The organism is Phyllobacterium ifriqiyense (assembly GCF_030817885.1).
Classification (GTDB): domain Bacteria; phylum Pseudomonadota; class Alphaproteobacteria; order Rhizobiales; family Rhizobiaceae; genus Phyllobacterium; species Phyllobacterium ifriqiyense.
Genome location: NZ_JAUSZT010000002.1, coordinates 1,007,783 through 1,029,679 on the forward strand (window position 1 = coordinate 1,007,783; position 21,897 = coordinate 1,029,679).

A 21,897-nucleotide genomic window follows, 5' to 3' on the forward strand; every position below is an offset into this window, starting at 1 on the left:
AGTCCATTCCCGTGATTGTTACCCAATTTCTCTCCAACGGTCCGTTTGACGTCCCATATCGCATCCGCATCACGAGCGTGTCCTTCACGGGAATGGTCGAAGTCACCAACCGTTTTCCGGCCCGTTGCGCCTCCTGCCTATCCCGGCCGTTCCTCTCCTTTCAATTCAACAACAATGGACCGCAGGCCCGATCCCTGAGCCTGTCCTGGAGTCTCACTGATGGCATGGTCGTACGGTTACTTTACTGATCTGAACTATTCACATGGCTATTATTCAGAAATGAACCCGGCCATGCTGCGCTTAGCTTGTCTCGGCCAGGCGATAGAGTCGCAACTGTGCGACGAGCCGACCTATCTTGAGCTTGGTTTCGGACAAGGGGTCTCGATCAACATACACGCGGCGGGTTCCGCTGGATCGTATTGGGGAACGGACTTCAATCCCGCGCAAACGGTGGAGGCCCGCAAGCTCGCCGCAGCTTCCGGTGCCGACCTGCATCTGTTCGACGATTCCTTCGAAGAACTCGCCAGCAGGAAGGATCTTCCCGATTTTGATGTCATCGCACTTCACGGTGTTTGGAGCTGGATATCGGAAAGGAATCGGAAAATTATAACGGATATCATCAGGCGGAAGCTCCGCCCCGGTGGGATTGCCTATATAAGCTATAACTGCCTGCCCGGCTGGGCCCCGGTCATTCCAATCCGCGAGTTGATGTCCCTCTATCAGGATTGTGGCGAGGGGAAAAACAGGGGACCCAGTGGAATGATTGAAGGCGCTTTGCAATTTGTAGGAGATGTCGCAAAGGCCGGTTCGATCTATTTTCAGGAGAACCCGATCGCCGGACATCATCTCAAACATTTGACGAAGCAGGGACCCAACTATCTTGCCCATGAATATTTGAACGCGGACTGGCATCTCGGGCATTTTTCCGACATGGTCCGCAGCCTTGAGGATACCAAGCTTTCATTCGTCGGATCAGCCAGTCTTTTGGGCGGCATCGACGCTCTTAGGCTCAGCGAGGACGGCCGCAAGCTGCTCTCCCAAATCGGTCATCCAGTCATGCGAGAGACGGTGCGCGATTATCTTCTGAACAGACGGTTTAGAAGTGACATTTTCATCAAGGGGCCCCGAAAACTGACGGACTCAGAACATCGCGATGCATGGCACGCGCAGGCCTTTGTGCTGGTAAAGCCGTCAGCCGATATTCCAAAAAAGATCCCATGCGGCCCGGGAAGAAGTGGAACTGCCAGCTGAAAAGTATGATCCTGTCATTGAGGCCATGTCTGATGACGGATACAGGCTAAAACGCGTTGACGAACTTTTGAGGCATCCCAAACTTCAGGATTTTGAACCCAAAGACGTCGTTGAAGTGCTGACGGTTCTCACCGGTGCAGGTTTCATGAGTCCGGCACAGCAACCCTCCGGCAAAGCAATAGAGCAATGCAGGGCGTTAAACAGGCATATTTTGGATCGCGCCCTCGTCAGCATGGATATGCATCACATGGCATCGCCTGTGACCGCAGGTGGAATCGCGGTGCCGCACATGACGCAACTATTCATTCGCGCTTTGAGCGAGGGCAAACGCAGTCCTGATGCGGTGGCTAACTATGTGTGGGACTTTTTGGACAGCATTGGTGAACGCCTATTGAAAGACGGCAATAGGATTGAATCCAAGAATGAAAACCTCAAGCAAATTGGGATTTCAGTAAGCAAGTTCCTAAAGTTCGATCGACCGCTGCTGGAAGCCCTTCAGATCATTGAACCTTGTGTGAATGCCGCATCCTTGATGCGTGGTCAAAAAGTCATGGCTAGCGGCGCAGGAAGCCCTTGAATTTCTCAAAAAGTGTTCCGGCGGCCGTGCAGCCTTATTTAGTGGCAAGCGGCGGCGCGTGGATTTGGAACGGGCGCCCATCCGATATCGCGATTCAGACTGCAACGACAGACGGGCGTAACAAGGTATGACCTGCACCCCATTCTTGTACATTTGGCTACAATTTGATCGTTCGTTGGGACAATCGTGGGACACCCTTCGTTTAAGTTGGTTCCAACCGTTTCTGATGTTTCAGTCGCATGAGATGCGGCGAGAGATGAGGAGCAAGTTTGCAATAGTTCGAAACCGCAGCACACCGATGCGACGGCTTGAGAGGAATGTCGCAATCAAGATATAATCGGTCAGGATAGTTCGCAGAAACCTTTAAAGAAGTCGTTTGCCATTTTGCGTAGCCGGCTAAGGGTTTCTCGAACTCATCTTTACCGAATTGCGAAGCCATGTCTACATCTATGTTGAATATATATAAGGAAAACAAGATGTTAAGGACAAGCGCGAACGGGGATCGATTGGCTGTTGCTCAACTGCAACGCGAAAAATAGATGGCGTTGTGGATGCAAAAAATAGCTTTGACACGGCAGAATATTTCGAGCTTAGTACGCGGCGTAAACAGAACACTCATGGAGATTTATGATGAATATTAAGAGCTTGCTATTGGGCTCCGCTGCCGCACTTATTGTGGTGTCGGGCGCTCGTGCCGCAGATGCAGTTGTTGTTGCAGAACCAGAGCCAGTTGAATATGTCCGCGTTTGCGACACATACGGCGCTGGCTTCTTCTACATCCCAGGCACCGAAACCTGCCTGAAGATCAGCGGTTACATGCGCTATGACGCCCGTGCCGGTGGCAATGCATATAATGGCGAAGACCGTGACACTTATTCCCAGCGTTCGCGTTTTTCCCTTCGCGTTGATGCACGCGATGAAACGGAACTCGGCACATTGCGTTCCTATGCCGAGTTGCGTTTCAACTTCGTCGACGGCAACAATGCCGATTCCGTCGAGTTGAACAACGGCTTCATCGAACTCGGTGGTTTCCGTGTCGGTGCGACAGACTCACAGTTCATGACCTGGACTGGCTATATGGGCGATATTATAAACGATGACGTGATCCTGGCAGGTCAGTATGTCACCAATCAGATCAGTTATACTTGGGCTGGTGGCAACGGTCTCTCCGCCATGATCGGCGCTGAACAGGGCATGGAAACCGACCAGGGTTACGGTGATGTCGACTACACCATCGATGATTACATGCCCCACATTGTTGCCGGTGCGCGATATGAACAGGACTGGGGCAAAGTCTCCGGTGTCGTCGGTTATGATTCGGTTTCCGAAGAATGGGCTGGCAAGGTCCGCTTGGATGTGAGCCTCAGCGACACGATCTCGGCTTGGGTAATGGGCGGCTACAAGTCCAATGGCGACGAGTTCGAGAACAACTACTTCGGCGCATGGCACGGCGACTATGCCGTGTGGGGCGGGCTTGCAGCCAAACTTTCCGAGAAGGCAACCTTTAACCTGCAAGGCGCCTATGAAGAGGACGGTACATTCGCTGCTGCCGCCAACGTAGCCTACGAACTGGTTGCCGGCTTCGTGATCACGCCAGAAATCAGCTATACGTCTTTCGGCGGCGAACGCCAGGACCGGAACAACATCGACGGCAACGAAGATGATGCCTTCGAGGGCATTATCCGCTTCCAAAGGAACTTCTAAGTACAAGCGAAACACGATTCCGGGACACACGCCCCGGAACATTGGGGCAGTTCCCGTATTGGGAAATGACCCATCCTCATGCCGTAGAAGGACTGCGGCGTGAGAAAATAATGATCCGATCTCCAGTCAGGTCATTGTTCATGAAACGGTGGGCTTCGTCCGGCCCACCGTTTTTTTACTGACGAACCCGCTCTGACGTCGGCTTGTAGGAATAGGCAAATTCATTGCAGGTTAGGGCATTCTAGTCATTGGACTCTTCCTCTAGCTTGATGGGAACAGCAGGGCAGATCCCCAACGGTCTTGGCCAGGCATGCTGATTGTTCTGGCCATCCGCATCCTGACTGGTCTTGCTGTGCTAACCCGCAATCCGGCGCATCGCGGTCTCACATTGGCCACGGTGGCCGACGCAACCCGAAACTTCGTAATTCACTCCAAGAAAAAGGGCATGAACAATGTCCAATCCCGATACCTCCTGTTGCAGCTTGCCGACACTCACCGCTATGGGCCGAAAAGTGGGCATCGCCAGCCCCCCGCGCGGGAACAAAGCGAGCGCGGGCCTAACACGCGCCGCGTTTGCGGCGGCGGTGAACCACGTTTATATCGCCCGCTGGCTTTTGGACCTGTCCGAGACCCTGATAGCCATGCAATTCCATGAGCAAAATGCGCTGCCAGCAACCCGAAATTGGGATGCGCAAGCGGGCAAGTGCAGGGTATAAGCATGGACCCGCTTGGAAGTCTCATCGATTGGATCGCTGTTTATGGCATGTTTGGCCTCTTTGCGATCGGACTGGCCGAGCGTTTCGTGCCCATTCTTCCGTCCTACGGCGTTTTGGTCGCCATCGGCATTGCGTCTGTGGACAGCGCTTGGTCACTCCCGGATGCCATTATCTTTACGACGGCCGGAAGCTTCAGCGGGGGACTGGTCCTCTATCTGCTGGTGCGAGCTGTGGGGCAGGACCGGTCTATCAAGCTCCTGTACTGGTTTGGCAGGTTGCTCGGCTTATCACCGGCGCGCATCGATAGAACCTTATCGTCGTTCCGGGCGCGTGAGCGAACCCTGATCGTCATTTCCCAGCTCATCCCCGCAGTGCGCCTGATCGCGCCATTGGTCGCCGGGCTTATTCCCGCGAACTTCGGGCGATTTGCCGGAGGGACGATACTGGGCATCGCTCTTTGGAATAGCCTGTTCATCGCCGTCGGATACTTTGCCGTGATAGCAGTTCCCGGGATGAACGCGTTGGCCCTGGCGATCAAGGTGCTGGTTTTCCTCATCGCAACTGAAGTGCTGCTGGCGCTTGCATGGCGATTTGCTGTCCGCCGCCCACGGCGCGCAGCCCCGCGAGAAAACCGGTCATGACAAACGCGACTGCTGCTTTGATAAGTGCCGCATGCAAGGTGTTGCTTCGACTATTCCGGCCGACCCAAAGGTGGCAATCCAATCATGACCGATAGAATCAATCGTCCCGAACATGTCGCGCAATTGCTTGCTCGGCCTGCCGCTGCAACGGAGGTTCATCTGCCGACGAAGCTTGGCACCGTTCCTCCCGAATGGGTGAAAGACCTTGAGCAGGAAGACGAAAGGTCCCCGTTGCGCAGGCTGGTCATCGCCGGAATCACCACAATCGCCATTGCGTTTGGCGGTTTTTTCACCTGGGCCTACTCAGCCGAACTGGGAAGCGCGGCGGTTGCAGTTGGAATTGTGATCGTCGATTCGAAGCGCAAAACCATCAGCCATTTCGAAGGCGGCATTTTGGATCGCCTGCTGGTGCGCGAAGGCGATGTTGTAAAGGTCGGTCAGCCGCTCGTTAGGCTGGATAACACGAGGGCCCGCTCGGAACTGCGGGCCTTACAGAGCCGGCGGGTCGGTTTGATTGCCAAGCTTGCCCGCCTGCGTGCGGAACAAGCCACCGCGGCCAGGGTCGAATTTCCGGAGGATTTCAGTGCTGGGGATGACGTTGCCGCTCGGAACGCCATGAAGGCAGAGCAGATATTCTTCGAAAAGCGCTCGTCTCAGAAGATGGGTCGTGTCGATGTGCAGCTAAAAACCATCGAACAATATACCGAGCAGGCCAGAGCCTCACAGGCGCAAATAGCAGCGACTGACCGGCAGATCGCCCTGATTACAGAACAACGCGATGCTATCGCTGGCTTGGTCAAAAAAGGGTTTGCGGAGAGATCCAGACTGACAGAGATCGATGCACGATTGAGCGCACTTGCCGGAAATCGTGGTGAATATGCTGGCGACAAGGCAATAGCAGAACAGGCGAAGGCTGGTGCAGAATTTGCTCTCCATGGCATTGAAAGCGACTTACAGTCCGAAATTGCCGGCGAGATTACGGCAAGCCAGAACGATCTTGCCGATGCTGAAGAGCGGATTATTGCTGCGAAGGATGTTTTGCGCCGAGTTGAGATAGGTTCTCCGCAAGCAGGTATCGTTGACAATATTCGATTGCGTACACCTGGCGGTGTTATTGCGGCTGGAGAAGAAATACTTGATATTGTTCCAGAAAACGAACCGATGGTCGTCGAGATGAGGATCAGTCCGCGCGATATTGATGGCGTGGCAGTCAATTCTGTGGTTCAGGTCAGATTAACTGCTTTCAATCAGCGTTCCTTGTCACCCCTCAACGGCAAAGTCACCTATGTTGCCGCCGATCAATTGATAGATGAAAGAGATGAGTCGGCTTACTTTGTGGCACGCGCCGAGATATCGGCCCAATCTTTGGCCGCCAATCCATCCATCAAACTCTATCCCGGCATGCCAGCAGAAATTCTTATCGTTCATAAATCACGCCGCGCCATCGACTATCTTGCTGGCCCAATTACTGACAGCTTCAACCGGGCGTTCAGAGAAGATTAGTGAGAAAAACTTTTCAACGCATCTGATCGTGGTCTTGCTGGCAAGCGCACTACCCCCGCCACCGCGCAGGTTGTCAGCCTGTTCGATGCTTGCGTTACCAACATTAGTGCACAACAGCTAAGATTGCACGGACACGTCCGTGTTGCTGCGAGCGGTTCCGTCGAGGAACGGCAGGTGTAAGGTTGGCTGACCAGTCAATGCCAAGATCGCGTTCGCCACCGCCGGTGCGATGGGTGCTACCCCAGGCTCGCCCATTCCGGTCGGCCTGCTCGTGGAGGCGATAATGTGGGTTTCGACGACCGGCATCTCGTTCATACGCAAAACCAGGTACTGATCGAAATTGGTTTCCTGAACGATACCGTCCTTTAGCGTGATCGCGCCATAAAGAGCAGCAGACAGACCGAAGCCGATGCTCCCCTCCATTTGCGCTGCGATCTGGCCGTGCGCGATGGCGATACCGCAATCGACGACAGCAACAACGCGGCGGACGATAGGTCGGCCATCGACCAATCGCACCTCGGCGACTTGGCCGACGATTGTGCCGAACGCTTCGTGAATGGCAAGCCCCCGCGCCCAGCCGGGCTCGATCGGACTGCCCCAACCTGCTTTCAGGCAAAGCTCTTCAAGGACTGCCAGCCGTCGCCTGTCTCCCACCTTCTCGTAGAACACACGTCGGTACGCTGCCGGGTCGAAGCCGGCTCGCCGGGCAAGTTGATCGACGATATGCTCCATCACCAGGGCGGTATAGGAGTGACCGACCGAGCGCCATAAGCCGACCACGACCGGAAAAGTTGGGGTGAAGATCTTGCCATCGACGGTCGAAGCGGTCGAAAAATACGGGGAGTGGGTGATCCCTTCGGTAGCCAGAGAGTTCGGCCCAACGGGAAGAAGCGATTGGCAGACGCTGTGGATGCGCCAGCGCGTCGGAAACCCGTCCGGACCCAATTGAACCCACACACGGTGATGCGACATGGGCCGGAAACAGCCGGATGCTATCTCGTCCTCGCGGCTCCACATCAGCTTGACCGGGCGGCCATCGGTCCGCTTCGCGATCCGCACACATTCGACGAGATAGTCGGAGCTCAGGACGCCGCGCCGGCCGAATGACCCCCCTGCCGGCACCACTTCGATGTCGACCTTGCCAGGAATGGTGCGGGCGGCAAACGCTGCATAGACTTGGTCAACCGTCGCCAGATGCGCGCCCGATGTGATCGAGACGTCCCAGCCATTCACCTGGGCAACACAATCGAGTGTCTCCATTGGCGCATGCGCGAGATAGGGAAAGTCGAAGGCGAACTCCGCGACGTCACCACCGAACGGGACCTCAGGATCGTCGCCCTTGGAATCGAATTCTCCCGGTTCCAAATCGCTGCGTCCTGCCGCGATAGCGTGATAGTAGCCGACGAGTTCGTGCGTGGAGCGCGTTTCGGCTTCGCTGTCATCCCATTCGATGCGAAGCGCATCGCGTCCCTGCCATGCGGCAAAGGTCGCTTCGGCGACCACGGCAACGCCGGTTTCGATCGCAAAGACATCGACGACGCCCTTTATCTTGCGCGCGTCGGATGCATCGAACCGCGCCAGCTTGCCGCCGAAGCGGGGGCTATGCGCGACCATCGCAACCAGCATGTCCGGGCGCTGGATGTCCTGCGTGTAGACCTGGGCGCCCGTGCTCTTCGGAAGGCTATCCTTGCGCCGCACCTTGCCGGAGCCGATCAGCCGATAGTCCGCTGGCTGTTTAAGCACCGGCGATTCCGGCGGCCTCTGGCGCGAAGCGTCGGTAAGGAGATCAACGAAGGTGGCGGTGCGGTTTGAGCCTAGATGGGATACCATGCCGCCGCGTACGTTGATCTCGCCGCTCGGAACGTCCCAGCGGACGGCAGCCGCTTTGACAAACATGGCACGCGCCGCGGCACCGGCATTGCGCATCAGGTCCCAATTGGATGCAATGCCGTTTGACGCTCCTGTCATTTGTGGACCATAGGCGCGAAAATTGCTGCGCGAATCAACCACGCGCACTCTGTCCCAATCCGCGTCGAGCTCCTCTGCAACGATTGCCGCCAACCCGGCATGGATGCCCTGGCCCAGTTCCTGCTGCCTGCTAACGACCGTTACCCAACCGTCGTCGGTGATGCGAATGAAGGGTCCGAAAGCACTCGGCTCAGGATCCTTACCGCCAGCTTGCAGGATGGCGCCGGCGACCTGCATCGGGTTGGTGGCGACATAGCCAACGACCAGCGCGCCGCCAACCAGCGATCCGCCAAGGATAAACCGGCGGCGAGACATCCGAAAGCGCCTTTTCTTGGCTGGTTTATCGGTCATGGACATTCTCCTATCGGTCTTGACCGGATCACTGAGGGCACTCTGCACCGGTTTCGAGCCAAGCTTTGATCAACGCCCCGAACTGCGCCTGAGTGCCGGGTGCGGGTGTGCGGTCTGCGCCTGGATGCCAGGCCCAGCCGACCAGTCCGTCCTTCGTCATGTGATGGAGCAGTTCTTCGCGCGTCATATGCGACCGTGCCGGGTCCAGAAGCTGCCGACAGATATCGCCAAGCCGCTTGCCCTGCCAGGCCATTTCGATCGGCGCGAGCATCCATGCTGGATTGCCGGGCACGCCGGATGGCTCAAAATTCGTCTCGCCATGGCAGGTCGAGCAGCGCAGCGTCGCAGCACCGCCTCCATCCAGACCACGTGTGACCCATGGCGCATGGGCGCGCATGGCATCAGTCTGCGTCGGTCGATCGGTTTGCGGATGACAATTCATACAGCGTGGATGCTGGATGACGCGTCCAGCTTCCTCGAACAGCGCGCCCGAACGTTCGTTCAGATCGGCTATCGCAGCGAAGTCATCGGCCCGGCGCAGGCGTTCGACCTCGGCAGACTGCAGCTTGGTTTCGATAGACAGTGTCTGTGGCATGGTTCCAGGGTACAGCGCATAAGCAAGGCCGCCCGCACCCGCCGCCAAGATCAGTCCAAATATGGATAAGAGCCCAACTTTTAGTCGACGACGCAAGTTTCCGAAAGCGGATGCACGCCAACTCATGTTGGTGTACCCAACTTCAATGCCGCTTTATGGATCGCAGCGCGAATCCGGTTGTAAGTCGCGCAGCGACAGATGTTGCCGCTCATGGCCAGATCGATATCGCGGTCGGTAGGGCTTTCGACGGTGCGAAGCAGCGCGATCGCGCTCATGACCTGCCCGGACTGACAAAAGCCACATTGCGGGACGTCGAGCGCAACCCACGCCTCCTGGAGCGCCCTCACGTCAGCGCCTTCTACAGCCTCGATCGTGGTGATCCTTGCGGACGAAGCCGCATCAAGTGACAGCGTGCATGAGCGCGTCGGAACATCGTCGATGTGCACGGTGCATGCGCCGCACTGCGCTATTCCACAGCCATATTTGGTGCCGGTCAGCTTCAGCGTGTCGCGGAGCACCCAGAGGAGTGGAGTCTCTCCGTCATCTTCGACGCGGTGAACCTGGCCATTGACGGAAAGCGTGTAAAGCATGAACAACTCTTCGGGTTTCAACGAATTTGCCGAGAGACTATTCTTTTCCCGTCCTGACGAACACGCGCGATCCTTCAGAAAAACTGCCCATTCCTACAAATGCCTGCATGGCCCTTTCGTGACGAATGAGGGCAGGATCCGGGAAAATGGGGCCAGCTATGAGGACGAGCGAAGCGTTCAAGATCAGAAATTCAGGAATAGTTCGATCAAAGTGCTAATTGGTGAAACCCGCTTGATTTGAGAACATGTGCTCCCTCGCTGAGGGCCAGTCATCAGTGCAGGAGAGCTGTTACTACATTTGATCGGCTAGTCTTCATCTCGAATGCTCGGTACATTCCAGCCGTGGAGACATTGACCCAGATGGCCATACCAACGGGGCGGGTCGGCAGCGATGGGAAAGCCCATAACCGCGACGGTCGCGGCTATGGAAAGACGCATGCGGCAAAACCTGTGAAGGCTTTGCCGCCCGAAGAAGCTCTAGCTGTCCAGCGCCGCCTTCACCCGTTCTGGAGTGAAGGGATAGTGACGAAGCCGCACACCGCCGGTGAGCCGCGCAACAGCATTGGCGATTGCCGGACCGGTAGGGGGCAGACCTGCCTGACCAATGCCGCCAAAGGGACTCCCCGGCGTCGGCACGACAGCCACCTCGATTTCAGGCGCCTCGGACATGCGGATCACCCGATACGTGTCGAAGTTCGACTCCTGAACCTCGCCATCGATAACGTTGATTTGCTCGAACAGCGCATGACCGGTCCCGTTGGTGATGCCGGTCATCATCATGGCCTCGATATGGAGGGGCTGGATCGCTACACCGGGATCGATCGCGCACCAGACCTTATGCACCCGGATGACGCCGGTCTCCCGGTTGAGTGAGACCTCGGCCACCTGCGCGCAATGGGAACCGAAGGCATCGGAATAGGCCAAGCCGAGCGCCTGGCCGTTCCGCGCCCGATCCCAATCAGCCATCTGGGCAACAGTCTCGATCACCTTGCGCGCGCGCGGCTGGTCCTTGAGCAACTCCAACCGCAGCGCTAAGGGATCCATGTCTCTGGCGGCAGCAATCTCGTCGATGACACATTCAATCGCAAACCTTGTATAACCGACCCCCACCGCGAACCAGAATCCGATAGCGAGACCGTTGTCTTGACGCAGGTATTCGATCTGATGGGCTGGCACGGCGTAGTTGAATTTTGCTCCCTCGGTCACCACGTCGTCGTGTCCGCCGGCTTGCTCGAAGACCGGCGGCAGTGTGCGTGCAAAGATCGAGTCCGCTACGATACGATGCCGCCATCCGATGATGTTGCCCTCGGCATCGAGCCCGACCCTGACGTGCTGTGCCTCCAAGGGCCGGAACTTGTCGTAGCGGACGTCGTCCTCGCGACTCCAGATGACCTTGACCGGTCGACCCTGCACCGCCTTGGCCAGCGACACCGCGTCAACGATGAAATCTGCCTCCGCCTTGCGCCCGAAGCCGCCGCCGACGAAGGTTGTATTCACCTTGACCTTGTCAGGCGTGGTGCCCACCACCTCGGCGGCAAAGCCCTGTGTGCCAGTCGGGCCCTGGGTGGGCGCCCAGATCTCGACCCTGTCGCCGGTGACAAGTGCCGTGGCATTCATCGGCTCCATGGTCGCGTGGGCGACGTGGTCGCTCATATAGTCGACTTCTATCACCCTCGCGGCCCCGGTGATCGCCGCCTCAGCGTCACCATTGGCGTGCGCTGAAAGGCCTTGCTGCTCGAGGTCGCGGCCGACGGCGCGGTATTCGTCCAGCAGCCGCTGGCTCGTGTAGCTTCGGACGCGTGATGTCGTGCTCCAGGTCACGTTTAGTAGGTCTTTTGCACGCTTGGTCGCTTCAACCGTCTCGCCAATGATGCCGACGCCGTAGGGCAGCGGAACAATATGAGTGACGCCCGGCACCTTGCGCGCTTCAGCGTCGTCGATGGTCTGGGGTCCTTCGTCCTGAACCGGTGCCCGTAGGACCGCTCCGTAGAGCATCCCCGGAAGCTGGACGTCGATACCGAAGATCGCGGTGCCATTGACCTTCGAGGGTACGTCGATACGCCCGATTGTTCGGCTTCCGATATAGCGCCAGCGGTCGCTTGGCTTTAGATCAGTCTCTGCCGCTTGCGGCAGCGGGTCCGGAAGCACGGCCTTGGCAGCGATCTCACCGTAGTCCAGCGAGCGGCCTGAAGATGGATGCAAGACCCTATGGGGCTCGGTATTGAGCTCCCTCACTGGCACATTCAGCATGCCAGCCGCGCCGGCTAGCAGGATCAAGCGTGTCTGGGCACCGGTCAGGCGGAGCAGTGCATGGTAGCCGCGTGTCGATTCGCTGCCGCCAGTGAGCTGAACGCCATAGAATCCGGGATTGCCGTAGGTCTCGGCATCGGAGGGAGCCTGCACGACCCGCACACGGTTCCAGTCGGCATCCAGTTCCTCGGCGACGAGCAGTGGCAGTGTTGTTGTGATGCCCTGACCCATCTCAACGGCTGGGGCGATGATGCTGACCGTTCCGTCCCCGCCGATCGTGATCCAGGCGTTGGGACGGAACTCTCCTTCGGCGACGGCGGCCATGGTCGCGCCGTAGGCAAGGTCGGCCAGCGTTCCGAATGAGACCGCGATGCCGAGGCCGCCAACTGTCATCAGGAAGCTGCGCCGCGAAAGTACGTGGGATTGAGCCTTCAATATCTGATTCATCGCTTAGCCCTCTCTCGCTGCTCGCTCAATGGCACTAATGATGCGGACATAGGTCCCGCAACGACAAATATTGCCGTCCATGTGAGCGATAATCTGTTCGCGCGTGGGGCCGGGAGTATGCTCGAGGAGCGCTGCCGCCTGCATGATCTGGCCGGACTGGCAGTAGCCACATTGCGGCACCTGCTCGATAATCCAGGCCTTCTGCAGCGGGTGGCTGGAATCTGGCGATAGGCCCTCAATGGTAGTCACCTTCCGCCCCGCAACGTCCTCAAGGAAAGTCTGGCAGGAACGCGCCGGCTCTCCATCGATATGGACAGTGCAGGCGCCGCATTGCGCAATCCCGCAACCGAATTTGGTACCGGTGAGCTTCAGATGCTCGCGGATCACCCACAGGAGCGGCGTATCCGGTTCGGCGGCGACATCAACCGCATTCCCATTAATCGTGAAGGCTGTCATGAGTGCTTCTCCTTAATCTGGTGATTGGCTTTCGAGGTAATCGATGATTGCGGCTCGTTGCGCCGCATCGGGGACGCTGACAGTCATCCGTGTCCCGCGCACCATCTGCCGCGGGGCGGCCAGGAAGGTGTCAAGTGACTGGCGGTCCCAGGTGATGCCCGAAGACTGCATTGCGCCGGAATAGTTCGCGCCTTCGACGCTGCCGGCAACGCGACCGATGATGCCAAGGAGTTGGGGACCCATTTTGTTTTGTCCCGGCTCGATGTTGTGACAGGTGGCGCAACGTTGCCGAAACAAGCGCTGTCCATCGGCCTCCTGAGCGGTGGCTAAAAAAGGATAAACCAAGGCGGCAAAAGGCAAGAGGGCTGCGAGCAGAGCGCCCGCCGGTCGCTTGATGCGGCCGGTTGTCGGCGCGGCTGCGGCATGGATCGTGTTGGAAATCATCGTATCGCCTCCATATTCAGGCGATACGATAGTTATGCCCGTAAGAACGATCTATGCTTGGAAATCCGTCATACCTTTTCAATCGTCCGAGTTTGGTGCTCAAGACCTCTGCAATAAGGGTGTGTCTGTTTCTTCGAGCGACACCATCGTAGCCACCGCTGTTGCAGGAGACAAACATGTATCTGCCCTGCCAACCAACAATGAGCATGATGTGCACTTGGCCGGGATTGGCAGATAACTGAGAGGCTTCTCGTCGCCCCGGACGGAGCTCGGTTCCGGTCGCAACGTCGCGCTCGTCGGGGATTTCACCTTGTCCAAAGAAACCGCGTACACGGCAATTCGTCTGTTTTCTAAATGCCTGCCGACATCTCAGTTGTCATCCGGATCACGTGACCGGCACCAATCGTTACATCTTCGGCACAACCAGGGGACATCCCAATGGCAACATACCGTTAGTGAAGCAATTGGGAGAAGGCAAATGCAGATCGGACTTTGGGAACTGCGCGAGCTCAAACGAGCGCTCGCTACTTTCTGCGACGATAATAAACTCGAATTGGGGGATGAAACCGCGCTCAAGGCGGCGCAACAGCTGCTCCAATTTGCCCAGCAGGGAGCGCAGAGCTCCGATCAGTTGCTCCGTCAGCTACGCTCTCAAGACGTGGGTCCGCCCCAGAAGTTCGGCCACAGCGAGCCAGCTGTGCGCCAAAACAAGGATGCTCATCCTCCTCCGCGATAGCTGAGTGACACATTGATACACTTTGGGGGACCTGCGGCACACCCACGCGACAACTCCCCATTACGTTCCGGTAACCGCCATGGCGCAACGGTTGCGTGGGGTGTGCCACCGAACAACTTTTCCATGGTGTTTCGAATGATCCGACCTTTCCGACGCGTCCTGTTCCAAATGATCATGGTGACTTGCTGGTCCCTTGCCTTGTACGGATCCAACCCCAATGTCGCGGCCCAGCAGTCAGGCAAGACGGAAGTTCCGGAAGTAAGCGTTCAGACATTGCAGCAAAGAGACGTGACGCTTACGCGCGAATTGCCAGGAAGGGCGAGCGCCCATCTGGTCTCTGAGGTCCGGCCTCGGGTAACGGGTACCATCCTGCGGCGGGTTTTCAGGGAGGGCAGTCTCGTTGAGGCCGGCGACGTGTTGTACGAACTCGATCCGACGCCCTTCGAGGCCGCTTATCGAAACGCGCAAGCTGCCCTTCAGCGGGCGGAGAGCGCGGTTCCAAGTGCTCGAGCGCGGTTCGATCGCTACCAGAGGCTGAGCACCGCCAATGTGGTCAGCCAGCAGGAGCTTGACGAGGCGCGAACCCAGTTGCTGCAGTTGGAGGCGGACGTTGCAGCGGCGACAGCAGCGGTGGAAACGGCTCGGATCGAGCTCGCCTACACAAAGATTGTGGCGCCGATCAGTGGTCGCGTCGATGGTTCGGCTGTCACGCAAGGCGCTTTGGTCACCCAGAACCAGGCGCAGCCTCTGACGACAATTCGTCAGCACGACATCATCAATGTGGATCTTGTACGGTCGAGCGCCAGCCTTCTGGCGCTGAAGGCGCTCACATCCAAAAGCGCCAAATCAAGTGAAAAATTTGTAACGGTCGAGCTCAAGCTTGAGGACGGTTCGTGCTACCCGATTCCCGGCAAGCTGCAGTTCGTTGGATCTTCCGTCTCGCAGTCAACAGGAATGGTCTCGTTGCGCGCCGAGTTTCCCAATCCCGACGGCATCCTGATGCCGGGGATGTATGTGCGTGCGCTGATCGAAGAGGGCTCTGTGGAGAACAGTTTCCTCGTGCCGCAGCGTGCCGTTTCCCGCAACCCCCGCGGCCAGGCAACTGCAAGATTCGTCAACGGGGAGATGAAGATCGAGGAGCGTATTCTCACCGTCGATCGCAGCATCGGCAACAGCTGGCTCGTCACCGCCGGCGTCACCGAGGGCGACCGCGTCATTGTCGAGGGATTCCAGCGAGCGGGAGTGGGGCGGCAGGTCCGGATAAAGGATGTGATTGTTGAAGATCAGACGGGGGAACTGAGAGATGTGCAGCAAGCCTCTGCACCGTCGCGCGAGCCACGACGCGATGCCCAAGATCTCGCGAGATCGCCCACCCCGTCGCTTCAATAGGATTCTACATTCATGTCCCGCTTCTTCATCGAACGACCGATCTTTGCCTTCGTCCTCGCCATTGCAATCATGATGGCTGGCGCTTTGTCGATCCCAGCGCTATCGATATCCCAATATCCGCAAATCGCACCGCCTGCCGTCCGGATTACCGCGAACTATCCCGGAGCCGACGCAAAAACGGTGGAGGATTCGGTTACCAAGGTGATCGAGCAAGGCATGACCGGGATTGACAACGTCGATTACATCTCATCGAACTCCGCATCGACTGGCGAAGCTTCGATCACGCTTACTTTCACCAGTCAAGCCGATCCAGACGTGGCGCAAATGCAGGTTCAAAACAACCTCCAACTCGTTGAGGCGCGGTTGCCGCAGGCCGTGCTCGACAGCGGATTGACGGTCTCGAAATCAACGGCGAGCTTCTTCTTGATTGCCGCTCTGGCATCTTCCGACCGGAGTCTCAGCGGAAACGATATTGCCGACTTCATCGATACGTCTCTGATGGACTCGTTGCGAAGGGTGCCAGGGATCGGTGAGGCGCGGCTTCTAGGTTCTGACCGCTACGCAATGCGAATCTGGCTCGATCCCGACAAACTGGCACAGCATGGCTTGATGGCCAGCGATGTGACGCAGGCTGTGCGCGCACAAAATACCCAGGTCTCCGCAGGGCAGCTCGGTGCCCTGCCGCAACGAAGTGGCCAGCAACTCAATGCGACGGTCACGGCCGGGAGCCGCCTGCAGACGGTAGAACAGTTCGAGGCGATCATATTGGATAGCGCCGCCGATGGCTCTGTTATCCGCCTGAACGACGTGCGACGGTTGAACTGGGGGCCGAGAGTTACAACAATTCGAGTACATATAGCGGCACGCCGGCTGCCGGGATCGGTTTCAGGCTGACGGCCGGCGCCAACGCGTTGGAGACGGCCGAGGGCATACGCGCCGAGATCGAGCGGCAACGCGTGAATTTTCCGACGAGCGTGGACGTCCATTATCCCTTCGACACATCGCCTTTCGTCCGATTGTCCATTGAAGGTGTGGTGGTGACCCTCATCGAGGCCATCGTCCTCGTCTTCCTGGTCATGTATCTGTTCCTGCAAAACATCCGGGCCACGATCATTCCGACATTGGCCATTCCGGTCGTGTTGCTCGGAACGTTCGCCGTCCTGGGGCTGTTTGGTTATTCCATCAACACGCTCACAATGTTTGGCATGGTGCTCGCTATCGGTCTCCTGGTGGACGATGCCATCGTCGTTGTCGAGAATGTCGAGCGGGTCATGGAGGAAGAGGGCCTCGGTCCACGCGAGGCGACTATCAAGTCAATGGGCGAGATCAGCAGCGCCCTGGTCGGGATAACAACCGTTCTGGCCGCGGTGTTTATTCCGATGGCGTTTTTCTCAGGCTCCGTCGGCATCATCTACCGGCAATTTTCAGTTACCATCGTCACGGCGATGATCCTGTCGGTTCTTGTCGCGTTGGTGCTCACGCCAGCTCTTTGCGTAGCGCTCCTCAGAAAACCGAAACATGGGGTCGCCAAGGCCACGCCGTTTCGATGGTTCAATGCCGGGTTTTCCGGCTTCACGAACATCTACCAGCGGACGACCCATGCCCTTCTTCGCCGCATTGCCATCAGCGTCGTCCTGTTTATCGCAATTGCCGCTGGAGTTGGCGCTCTCTTCACTAGCCTGCCTTCCGCCTTTCTTCCTGAAGAGGACCAAGGGCGTCTTGTGACGGCGGTGCAGCTGCCACCCGGCGCAACGGCTGACCGAACGCGGCGGGTCCTTGATCAGGTGATCGAGCATTATATGACCAATGAGCGTGATTACGTTGAGGGAATTTTCGGCTCGGTTGGCTTTAGTTTTGGGGGGCAAGGGCAGAACGTAGCAACCGTATTCGTAGCTCTCAAGGACTTCGAGCAAAGACGAACCCCTGAGTCCAGCGCGGCGGCGATTGCGCAACGCGCCATGGCCGCTTTCCGGAGTATATCGGATGGCCGCGTGGTCGCGCTTGCTCCCCCGGCGATCCCCGGCTTCGGAAACAATAGCGGCTTCGATTTCTTTCTCCGCGACACGGGCAATGCCGGGCACGAGGCCCTCATGGCCGCACGCAACCAGCTCCTGGGCGCCGCCACACAAAGTGAGAAATTGACCGGCACCCGTCCGAACGGACAGGATGATACGCCGCAGTTTTTCATATCTATCGATCGTGACCGCGCAAGCGCGTTGGGCATCGAGCTGTCGGATATCGACGCGACGCTGTCCACCGCGTGGGGCGGCACATACGTCAACGATTTCCTGGACCGTGGCCGCGTGAAGCGCGTATATGTGCAGTCCGGCGCGGAGTTTCGCATGCAACCCGAGGACTTCGAGCGCTGGCACATCCGAAACAATGCGGGTGAGATGGTCCCGCTTTCCTCGTTCTCGACCGGGGATTGGAGTTTCGGGTCGCCCCGGCTGGAGCGGTATAATGGTGTCTCTGCCGTGCAATTGCAGGGTTCGCCCGCGGCGGGCGTGAGTTCTGGGCAATCGATGGAAGAGATCGACCGCATGGTCGAAGATCTGCCGGAGGGCTTTTCACACCAATGGACCGGATTGTCGGCGGAGGAACGTCTTGCAGGCAACCAGGCTCTCCAGCTCTACATCATCTCGGTGATCGTCGTTTTCCTGGCTCTGGCGGCACTCTACGAAAGCTGGACGATACCCTTCTCCGTGATGCTTTCGGTTCCCGTGGGCATTTTGGGAGCCTTGGCCGCGGCAAGCTGTTTTGGTCAATTGAACGACGTCTACTTCAAAGTCGGGCTGCTCACGACGATCGGGCTCACGGCCAAGAACGCGATCCTGATCGTCGAGTTTGCGACGGTGGAGGAGTCGAAAGGAAAGACACTTATCGAAGCGACAATAGAGGCTGCGCGTCAGCGCCTGCGTCCCATTCTCATGACCTCCTTTGCCTTTATCTTGGGGGTCTTGCCGCTGGCGACCGCCTCGGGCGCCGGCGCTGGCAGTCAAAATTCCATCGGCATCGGAGTGATGGGCGGAATGATTTCCGCGACACTTCTCGGCATATTCCTGATCCCGGCGGTGTATGTCGCAACACGAATGTTGACCAGGATGGGAGCGTCGAGATCGCCTCGTTCTCAGCCGGCAGCCGATGCGCCGGCAAAGTAGCATAAAGGCCGAAACGCCAGGAACGACGTCTTGCCAGTCCTGTCGCCATGCGCAACTGAAAGGCTAGGAGCTGTGAAACTTTGATACACTTTTTCGGCTGCGATATCCTGCTGTTTAATGTATCGTTCGGGAAATGAGGTGCCAATATGGACGATGCCGCGCATATAGTGGTTGTTGATGATCACGGCGATATTCGAGATCTCGTTCAACAATATCTTGAACAGCAGGGGTACAAAGTCAGCGCTGCAGAGGGCGGCGCTGCGCTGCGCCGTCTGCTCGAAAAGCAGGTTATTGACCTGATCATCCTTGATGTGATGATGCCTGGTGAAGACGGGCTCTCCATCTGTCGCCATCTGCGTGCATCAACTGGAACCCCCATCATTTTTCTGACCGCGATGGCGGACGATACAGACCGGATCATTGGACTGGAACTTGGTGCGGACGATTATCTTGTGAAGCCTTTCAATCCCAGGGAGTTGTTGGCTCGCATTCGAGCCGTATTGCGCAGATCCGGCAATATGCCTTTGCAATTCGCCGGCGCAAATCCGAAGAATGTCCGTGTCGGACCCTGGCGCGTCAATTTGGGACGGCAAGAGATTTCCGGTGATGACGGCGTTGGGATTCCTCTTAGCTCAGCTGAATTCCGCCTGCTAAAAGTTTTCATCGGGCGACCGGGACTCGTCTTGAGCCGCGAGCAGCTTCTTGATCTGACAGTTGGTCGAACCGCCGATATCTTTGATCGTAGCATCGATAATCAGGTCAGTCGTCTGAGAAAGAAAATTGAGAACAATCCCAAAAATCCGACGATCATCAAGACGCATTGGGGTGGGGGATACAGTCTTTCGGCGGAGGTGTCGTTAGAGTGATAAGAATTTGGATGAGAAGTCTTGCTGCGCAGTTCCTCGGGTTCACGCTTGCGGCGTTGCTTATAGCCCAGGCCATGACTTTTGTAATATCGTGGAATGAGCATTCGAAGGCGCTGGATGCGGCCGCGAAAAGCGAATTTTTCAGTCGTGCGCGCACGATGACCCGTCTCGTCAATGCGGCTGTCCCCCAATTTCGGCAGCAGGTCCTTACCGCCAGTGAAACGGGAGATTCGCGATTTTGGATCAGCGATCGCGACGCTGCGGACACGCCCTCGTGGCGACTGGAGGCCGTCAGGCAATTTACCCGCCCGCTCGAGAATTATGTTGATCTTGTCCGGGTTTTTGAAGGTGGCACGGCAGTAGCACAAATACCGAGCGCCAAGAAGGTTGCGTCCTCCAATCACGACGAAGACTGGAAAACCCCATTTCAAGAGTTATGGGCGCTGCCCCAGCCCGTGAAATATACGTACTTCGAGGGAGCTCGCGGATATGGCATGGTGGTAAAACTGGATGATGGGCGGTATTTGAACACTGCCTTTTACGTAAAACAAGATAGCTGGTGGACGTCGACGTCCCTCAGCTCACTTGTTCTGACCGCTGCCGTGCTCGCGGTAATCGGCGTTTTGATAGGAAACCGCATTGCCCATCCCCTTAAAAGTCTGGCCCGAGCTGCCGAGGCACTTGGGCGCGGGGAGAACTTGCCTCCTTTGGAAGAGAAGGGACCGGAGGAAATCCGGCGAACGGCCTCCGCCTTCAACCAGATGCAAGCGCGTCTGCATCGCTTCATTGATGACAGAACGAAGATGCTCGCTGCGATTGGTCACGACCTGCGCACTCCACTGACCACTCTCCGGCTGAGGACGGAGTTCGTCCAGGACAAGGACATCCAGCAAAAAATGCTGATGACGATCGAAGAGCTTCAGAGCATGACCGAGGCTGCAATCGCGTTCGCCCGGGGCGAGTCGACAGAGGAAGAAACCCGCCCGATCCAGCTCGAGGCGCTGGTCGGTAGCATATGCGATGATCAGGAGGATTTGGGTCATGCGGTAACCCTGATTTCTGCCGGCAAGATAACGTATCGGTGCCGGCCGGATGGGCTTAGACGTGCGGTACGCAACATCATCGAGAATGCGGTCCGGTACGGTGACGAAGCTACGGTCCTTATTCTTCAAACGGTACACAGCATCGATATTGTCGTGGAGGATCGTGGGCCAGGTATCCCGGACGAGATGAGGGAAAAGGTCTTCGCTCCCTTCTTCCGATTGGAGACATCCCGGAACAAGCAAACTGGCGGAATCGGGCTTGGCCTTGCCATTGCGCGGGCTGTCGCCCGGCAGCATGGCGGTGACATCACATTTGTTTCCAGGGATATCGGAATGCGCACGATTATTTCCCTGCCGCGTCATGACGAAGGTGAAAGCGGGCCGGCCATCACCTCAAAGCGTTGGAGTTTCGCAACTGCGGTAAAACTGTCGCGCCGCCGACGACAGGCAAGCCCGGCCTCTTCTTGATGCGTTTTTTGTAACGAAAGCCGTTTGAGAATCAAATGCGAGAGCATTCGTCTGTCCCTGTATCATTGTGAGCCTCTTCCAGAACGCAGCCACATGCCGGGGGCACTTGTCATCTGGCACTGGCAAGTCGTTCGCCGGCCTCGATGAACTTGCGGTTCCGATTTCGCCGCAACCGCGACATCTCGTTACACTTCATTACAGTTCGAAACGCTGCCGGGATATTCCTGCGACAGCGTCTCGATAAGCTGCCTCAAGTCGAAACGGGCCTGATACCTCACGGTTGACCCGGCCATCGCTTCGATGAAGATCCACGAAGATAAGAGGTATAGTCATGGAAAATTACCGCGAATATTATTTGAGCCGTTTGCATGGCAGGACTTACGGCGTCGTTCGCAGATTGCTCGCTGATGTCCTGCTCCTGGTCTTGATTATCGGGTTTGGCACGGCGATGAATTCCCTGGTGGCCTGATTGACCGGCGCTCTCCTTCTCGCGGCATCCGGTATGGATCGCGGTGAGAAGGAGTGACCGGTCAACAAAGAAGTTCGCGTATCAGGTTCAGGCCCAAGTCCTTTGACGTCGCTTATGATGGAATTTTCTGTCCGTTGAGCGGCGGCAGTATGTGCATTTTCCTGAGTTTGTTCTTCCGGTCAAAGGCGAGGTGGAAAAGGACCTGTTTGACGATCTTCATTCTGCATTTTGCCATTCAGGTGCCGAAGAATTGGAGGATCGGGCACAAAATCCAC

18 protein-coding genes and 1 pseudogene are annotated in these 21,897 nt (G+C 57.3%); 12 read left to right on the forward strand and 7 right to left on the reverse strand.

From position 1 onward, the window contains the following. The first annotated feature begins 219 nt into the window (after nt 1-219). From QFZ34_RS06415 to QFZ34_RS06440, 6 genes are all read left to right on the forward strand, one after another. On the forward strand, nt 220-1,251 hold the full coding sequence (locus tag QFZ34_RS06415) for a methyltransferase regulatory domain-containing protein (protein ID WP_307278347.1): 1,032 nt from the start codon (nt 220-222) through the stop codon (nt 1,249-1,251). 115 nt (nt 1,252-1,366) lie between these two features. Next, nucleotides 1,367-1,828, forward strand: a complete 462-nt coding sequence (locus tag QFZ34_RS06420; protein WP_307278350.1) for a hypothetical protein — start codon at nt 1,367-1,369, stop codon at nt 1,826-1,828. A 630-nt stretch (nt 1,829-2,458) separates the two neighbouring features. Continuing rightward, nucleotides 2,459-3,532: a porin gene (locus tag QFZ34_RS06425; RefSeq protein ID WP_307278353.1), complete on the forward strand. Its 1,074-nt coding sequence runs from the start codon at nt 2,459-2,461 to the stop codon at nt 3,530-3,532. A gap of 310 nt (nt 3,533-3,842) precedes the next feature. Then, nucleotides 3,843-4,187, forward strand: coding sequence for a hypothetical protein (locus QFZ34_RS06430; RefSeq protein WP_307278355.1), 345 nt, complete (start codon nt 3,843-3,845; stop codon nt 4,185-4,187). Nucleotides 4,188-4,250: 63 nt separating this feature from the next. After that, the gene (locus QFZ34_RS06435) at nt 4,251-4,889 is read left to right on the forward strand and encodes a DedA family protein (RefSeq protein WP_307278357.1); all 639 of its coding nucleotides are present in this window, start codon (nt 4,251-4,253) and stop codon (nt 4,887-4,889) included. Between the two features lie 84 nt (nt 4,890-4,973). Beyond that, complete coding sequence (locus tag QFZ34_RS06440; RefSeq protein ID WP_307278360.1) at nt 4,974-6,392, forward strand: HlyD family type I secretion periplasmic adaptor subunit; 1,419 nt, start codon at nt 4,974-4,976, stop codon at nt 6,390-6,392. Between the two features lie 117 nt (nt 6,393-6,509). Here QFZ34_RS06440 and QFZ34_RS06445 read toward each other — a convergent pair whose 3' ends face one another. The 7 genes from QFZ34_RS06445 to QFZ34_RS06475 all read right to left on the reverse strand — a co-directional run bounded on the left by QFZ34_RS06445 (nt 6,510) and on the right by QFZ34_RS06475 (nt 13,493). Further along, a complete protein-coding gene (locus QFZ34_RS06445; RefSeq protein ID WP_307278362.1) occupies nt 6,510-8,711 on the reverse strand; it encodes a xanthine dehydrogenase family protein molybdopterin-binding subunit in 2,202 nt (733 codons plus the stop codon). A 28-nt stretch (nt 8,712-8,739) separates the two neighbouring features. Next, nucleotides 8,740-9,432 (reverse strand): Isoquinoline 1-oxidoreductase subunit, encoded by a 693-nt coding sequence (locus QFZ34_RS06450; RefSeq protein WP_307278365.1) that lies wholly within the window; start codon nt 9,430-9,432, stop codon nt 8,740-8,742. Continuing rightward, entirely contained in the window at nt 9,429-9,896 is a 468-nt protein-coding gene (locus QFZ34_RS06455) for a (2Fe-2S)-binding protein (protein WP_307278367.1), read from the reverse strand. Before QFZ34_RS06455 ends, QFZ34_RS06450 begins: the two co-directional genes overlap by 4 nt. A gap of 306 nt (nt 9,897-10,202) precedes the next feature. Beyond that, nucleotides 10,203-10,334, reverse strand: coding sequence for a hypothetical protein (locus QFZ34_RS06460; protein ID WP_307278370.1), 132 nt, complete (start codon nt 10,332-10,334; stop codon nt 10,203-10,205). Between the two features lie 39 nt (nt 10,335-10,373). Next, nucleotides 10,374-12,593, reverse strand: a complete 2,220-nt coding sequence (locus QFZ34_RS06465; RefSeq protein WP_307278372.1) for a xanthine dehydrogenase family protein molybdopterin-binding subunit — start codon at nt 12,591-12,593, stop codon at nt 10,374-10,376. A gap of 3 nt (nt 12,594-12,596) precedes the next feature. Further along, nucleotides 12,597-13,049, reverse strand: a complete 453-nt coding sequence (locus QFZ34_RS06470; RefSeq protein ID WP_307278375.1) for a (2Fe-2S)-binding protein — start codon at nt 13,047-13,049, stop codon at nt 12,597-12,599. Nucleotides 13,050-13,061: 12 nt separating this feature from the next. Continuing rightward, nucleotides 13,062-13,493, reverse strand: a complete 432-nt coding sequence (locus tag QFZ34_RS06475; RefSeq protein WP_307278377.1) for a c-type cytochrome — start codon at nt 13,491-13,493, stop codon at nt 13,062-13,064. 478 nt (nt 13,494-13,971) lie between these two features. Between QFZ34_RS06475 and QFZ34_RS06480 the strand changes: the two genes are divergently transcribed. The 6 genes and pseudogenes from QFZ34_RS06480 (at nt 13,972) to QFZ34_RS06505 (ending at nt 21,622) form a co-directional block, all read left to right on the forward strand. Beyond that, nucleotides 13,972-14,229 (forward strand): hypothetical protein, encoded by a 258-nt coding sequence (locus QFZ34_RS06480; RefSeq protein ID WP_307278380.1) that lies wholly within the window; start codon nt 13,972-13,974, stop codon nt 14,227-14,229. Nucleotides 14,230-14,364: 135 nt separating this feature from the next. Beyond that, nucleotides 14,365-15,618 carry an efflux RND transporter periplasmic adaptor subunit gene (locus tag QFZ34_RS06485; RefSeq protein WP_307278383.1) on the forward strand — a complete coding sequence of 418 codons (1,254 nt, stop codon included), beginning with the start codon at nt 14,365-14,367 and terminating at the stop codon, nt 15,616-15,618. Between the two features lie 12 nt (nt 15,619-15,630). Then, nucleotides 15,631-18,776 (forward strand): annotated as a pseudogene (locus QFZ34_RS06490) (efflux RND transporter permease subunit). Nucleotides 18,777-18,922: 146 nt separating this feature from the next. Then, nucleotides 18,923-19,642 (forward strand): response regulator, encoded by a 720-nt coding sequence (locus QFZ34_RS06495; protein ID WP_307278386.1) that lies wholly within the window; start codon nt 18,923-18,925, stop codon nt 19,640-19,642. A gap of 11 nt (nt 19,643-19,653) precedes the next feature. Continuing rightward, nucleotides 19,654-21,153 carry an ATP-binding protein gene (locus QFZ34_RS06500; RefSeq protein WP_307278389.1) on the forward strand — a complete coding sequence of 500 codons (1,500 nt, stop codon included), beginning with the start codon at nt 19,654-19,656 and terminating at the stop codon, nt 21,151-21,153. Between the two features lie 331 nt (nt 21,154-21,484). Continuing rightward, nucleotides 21,485-21,622 carry a hypothetical protein gene (locus QFZ34_RS06505; protein WP_307278392.1) on the forward strand — a complete coding sequence of 46 codons (138 nt, stop codon included), beginning with the start codon at nt 21,485-21,487 and terminating at the stop codon, nt 21,620-21,622. Nucleotides 21,623-21,897 lie beyond the last annotated feature (275 nt).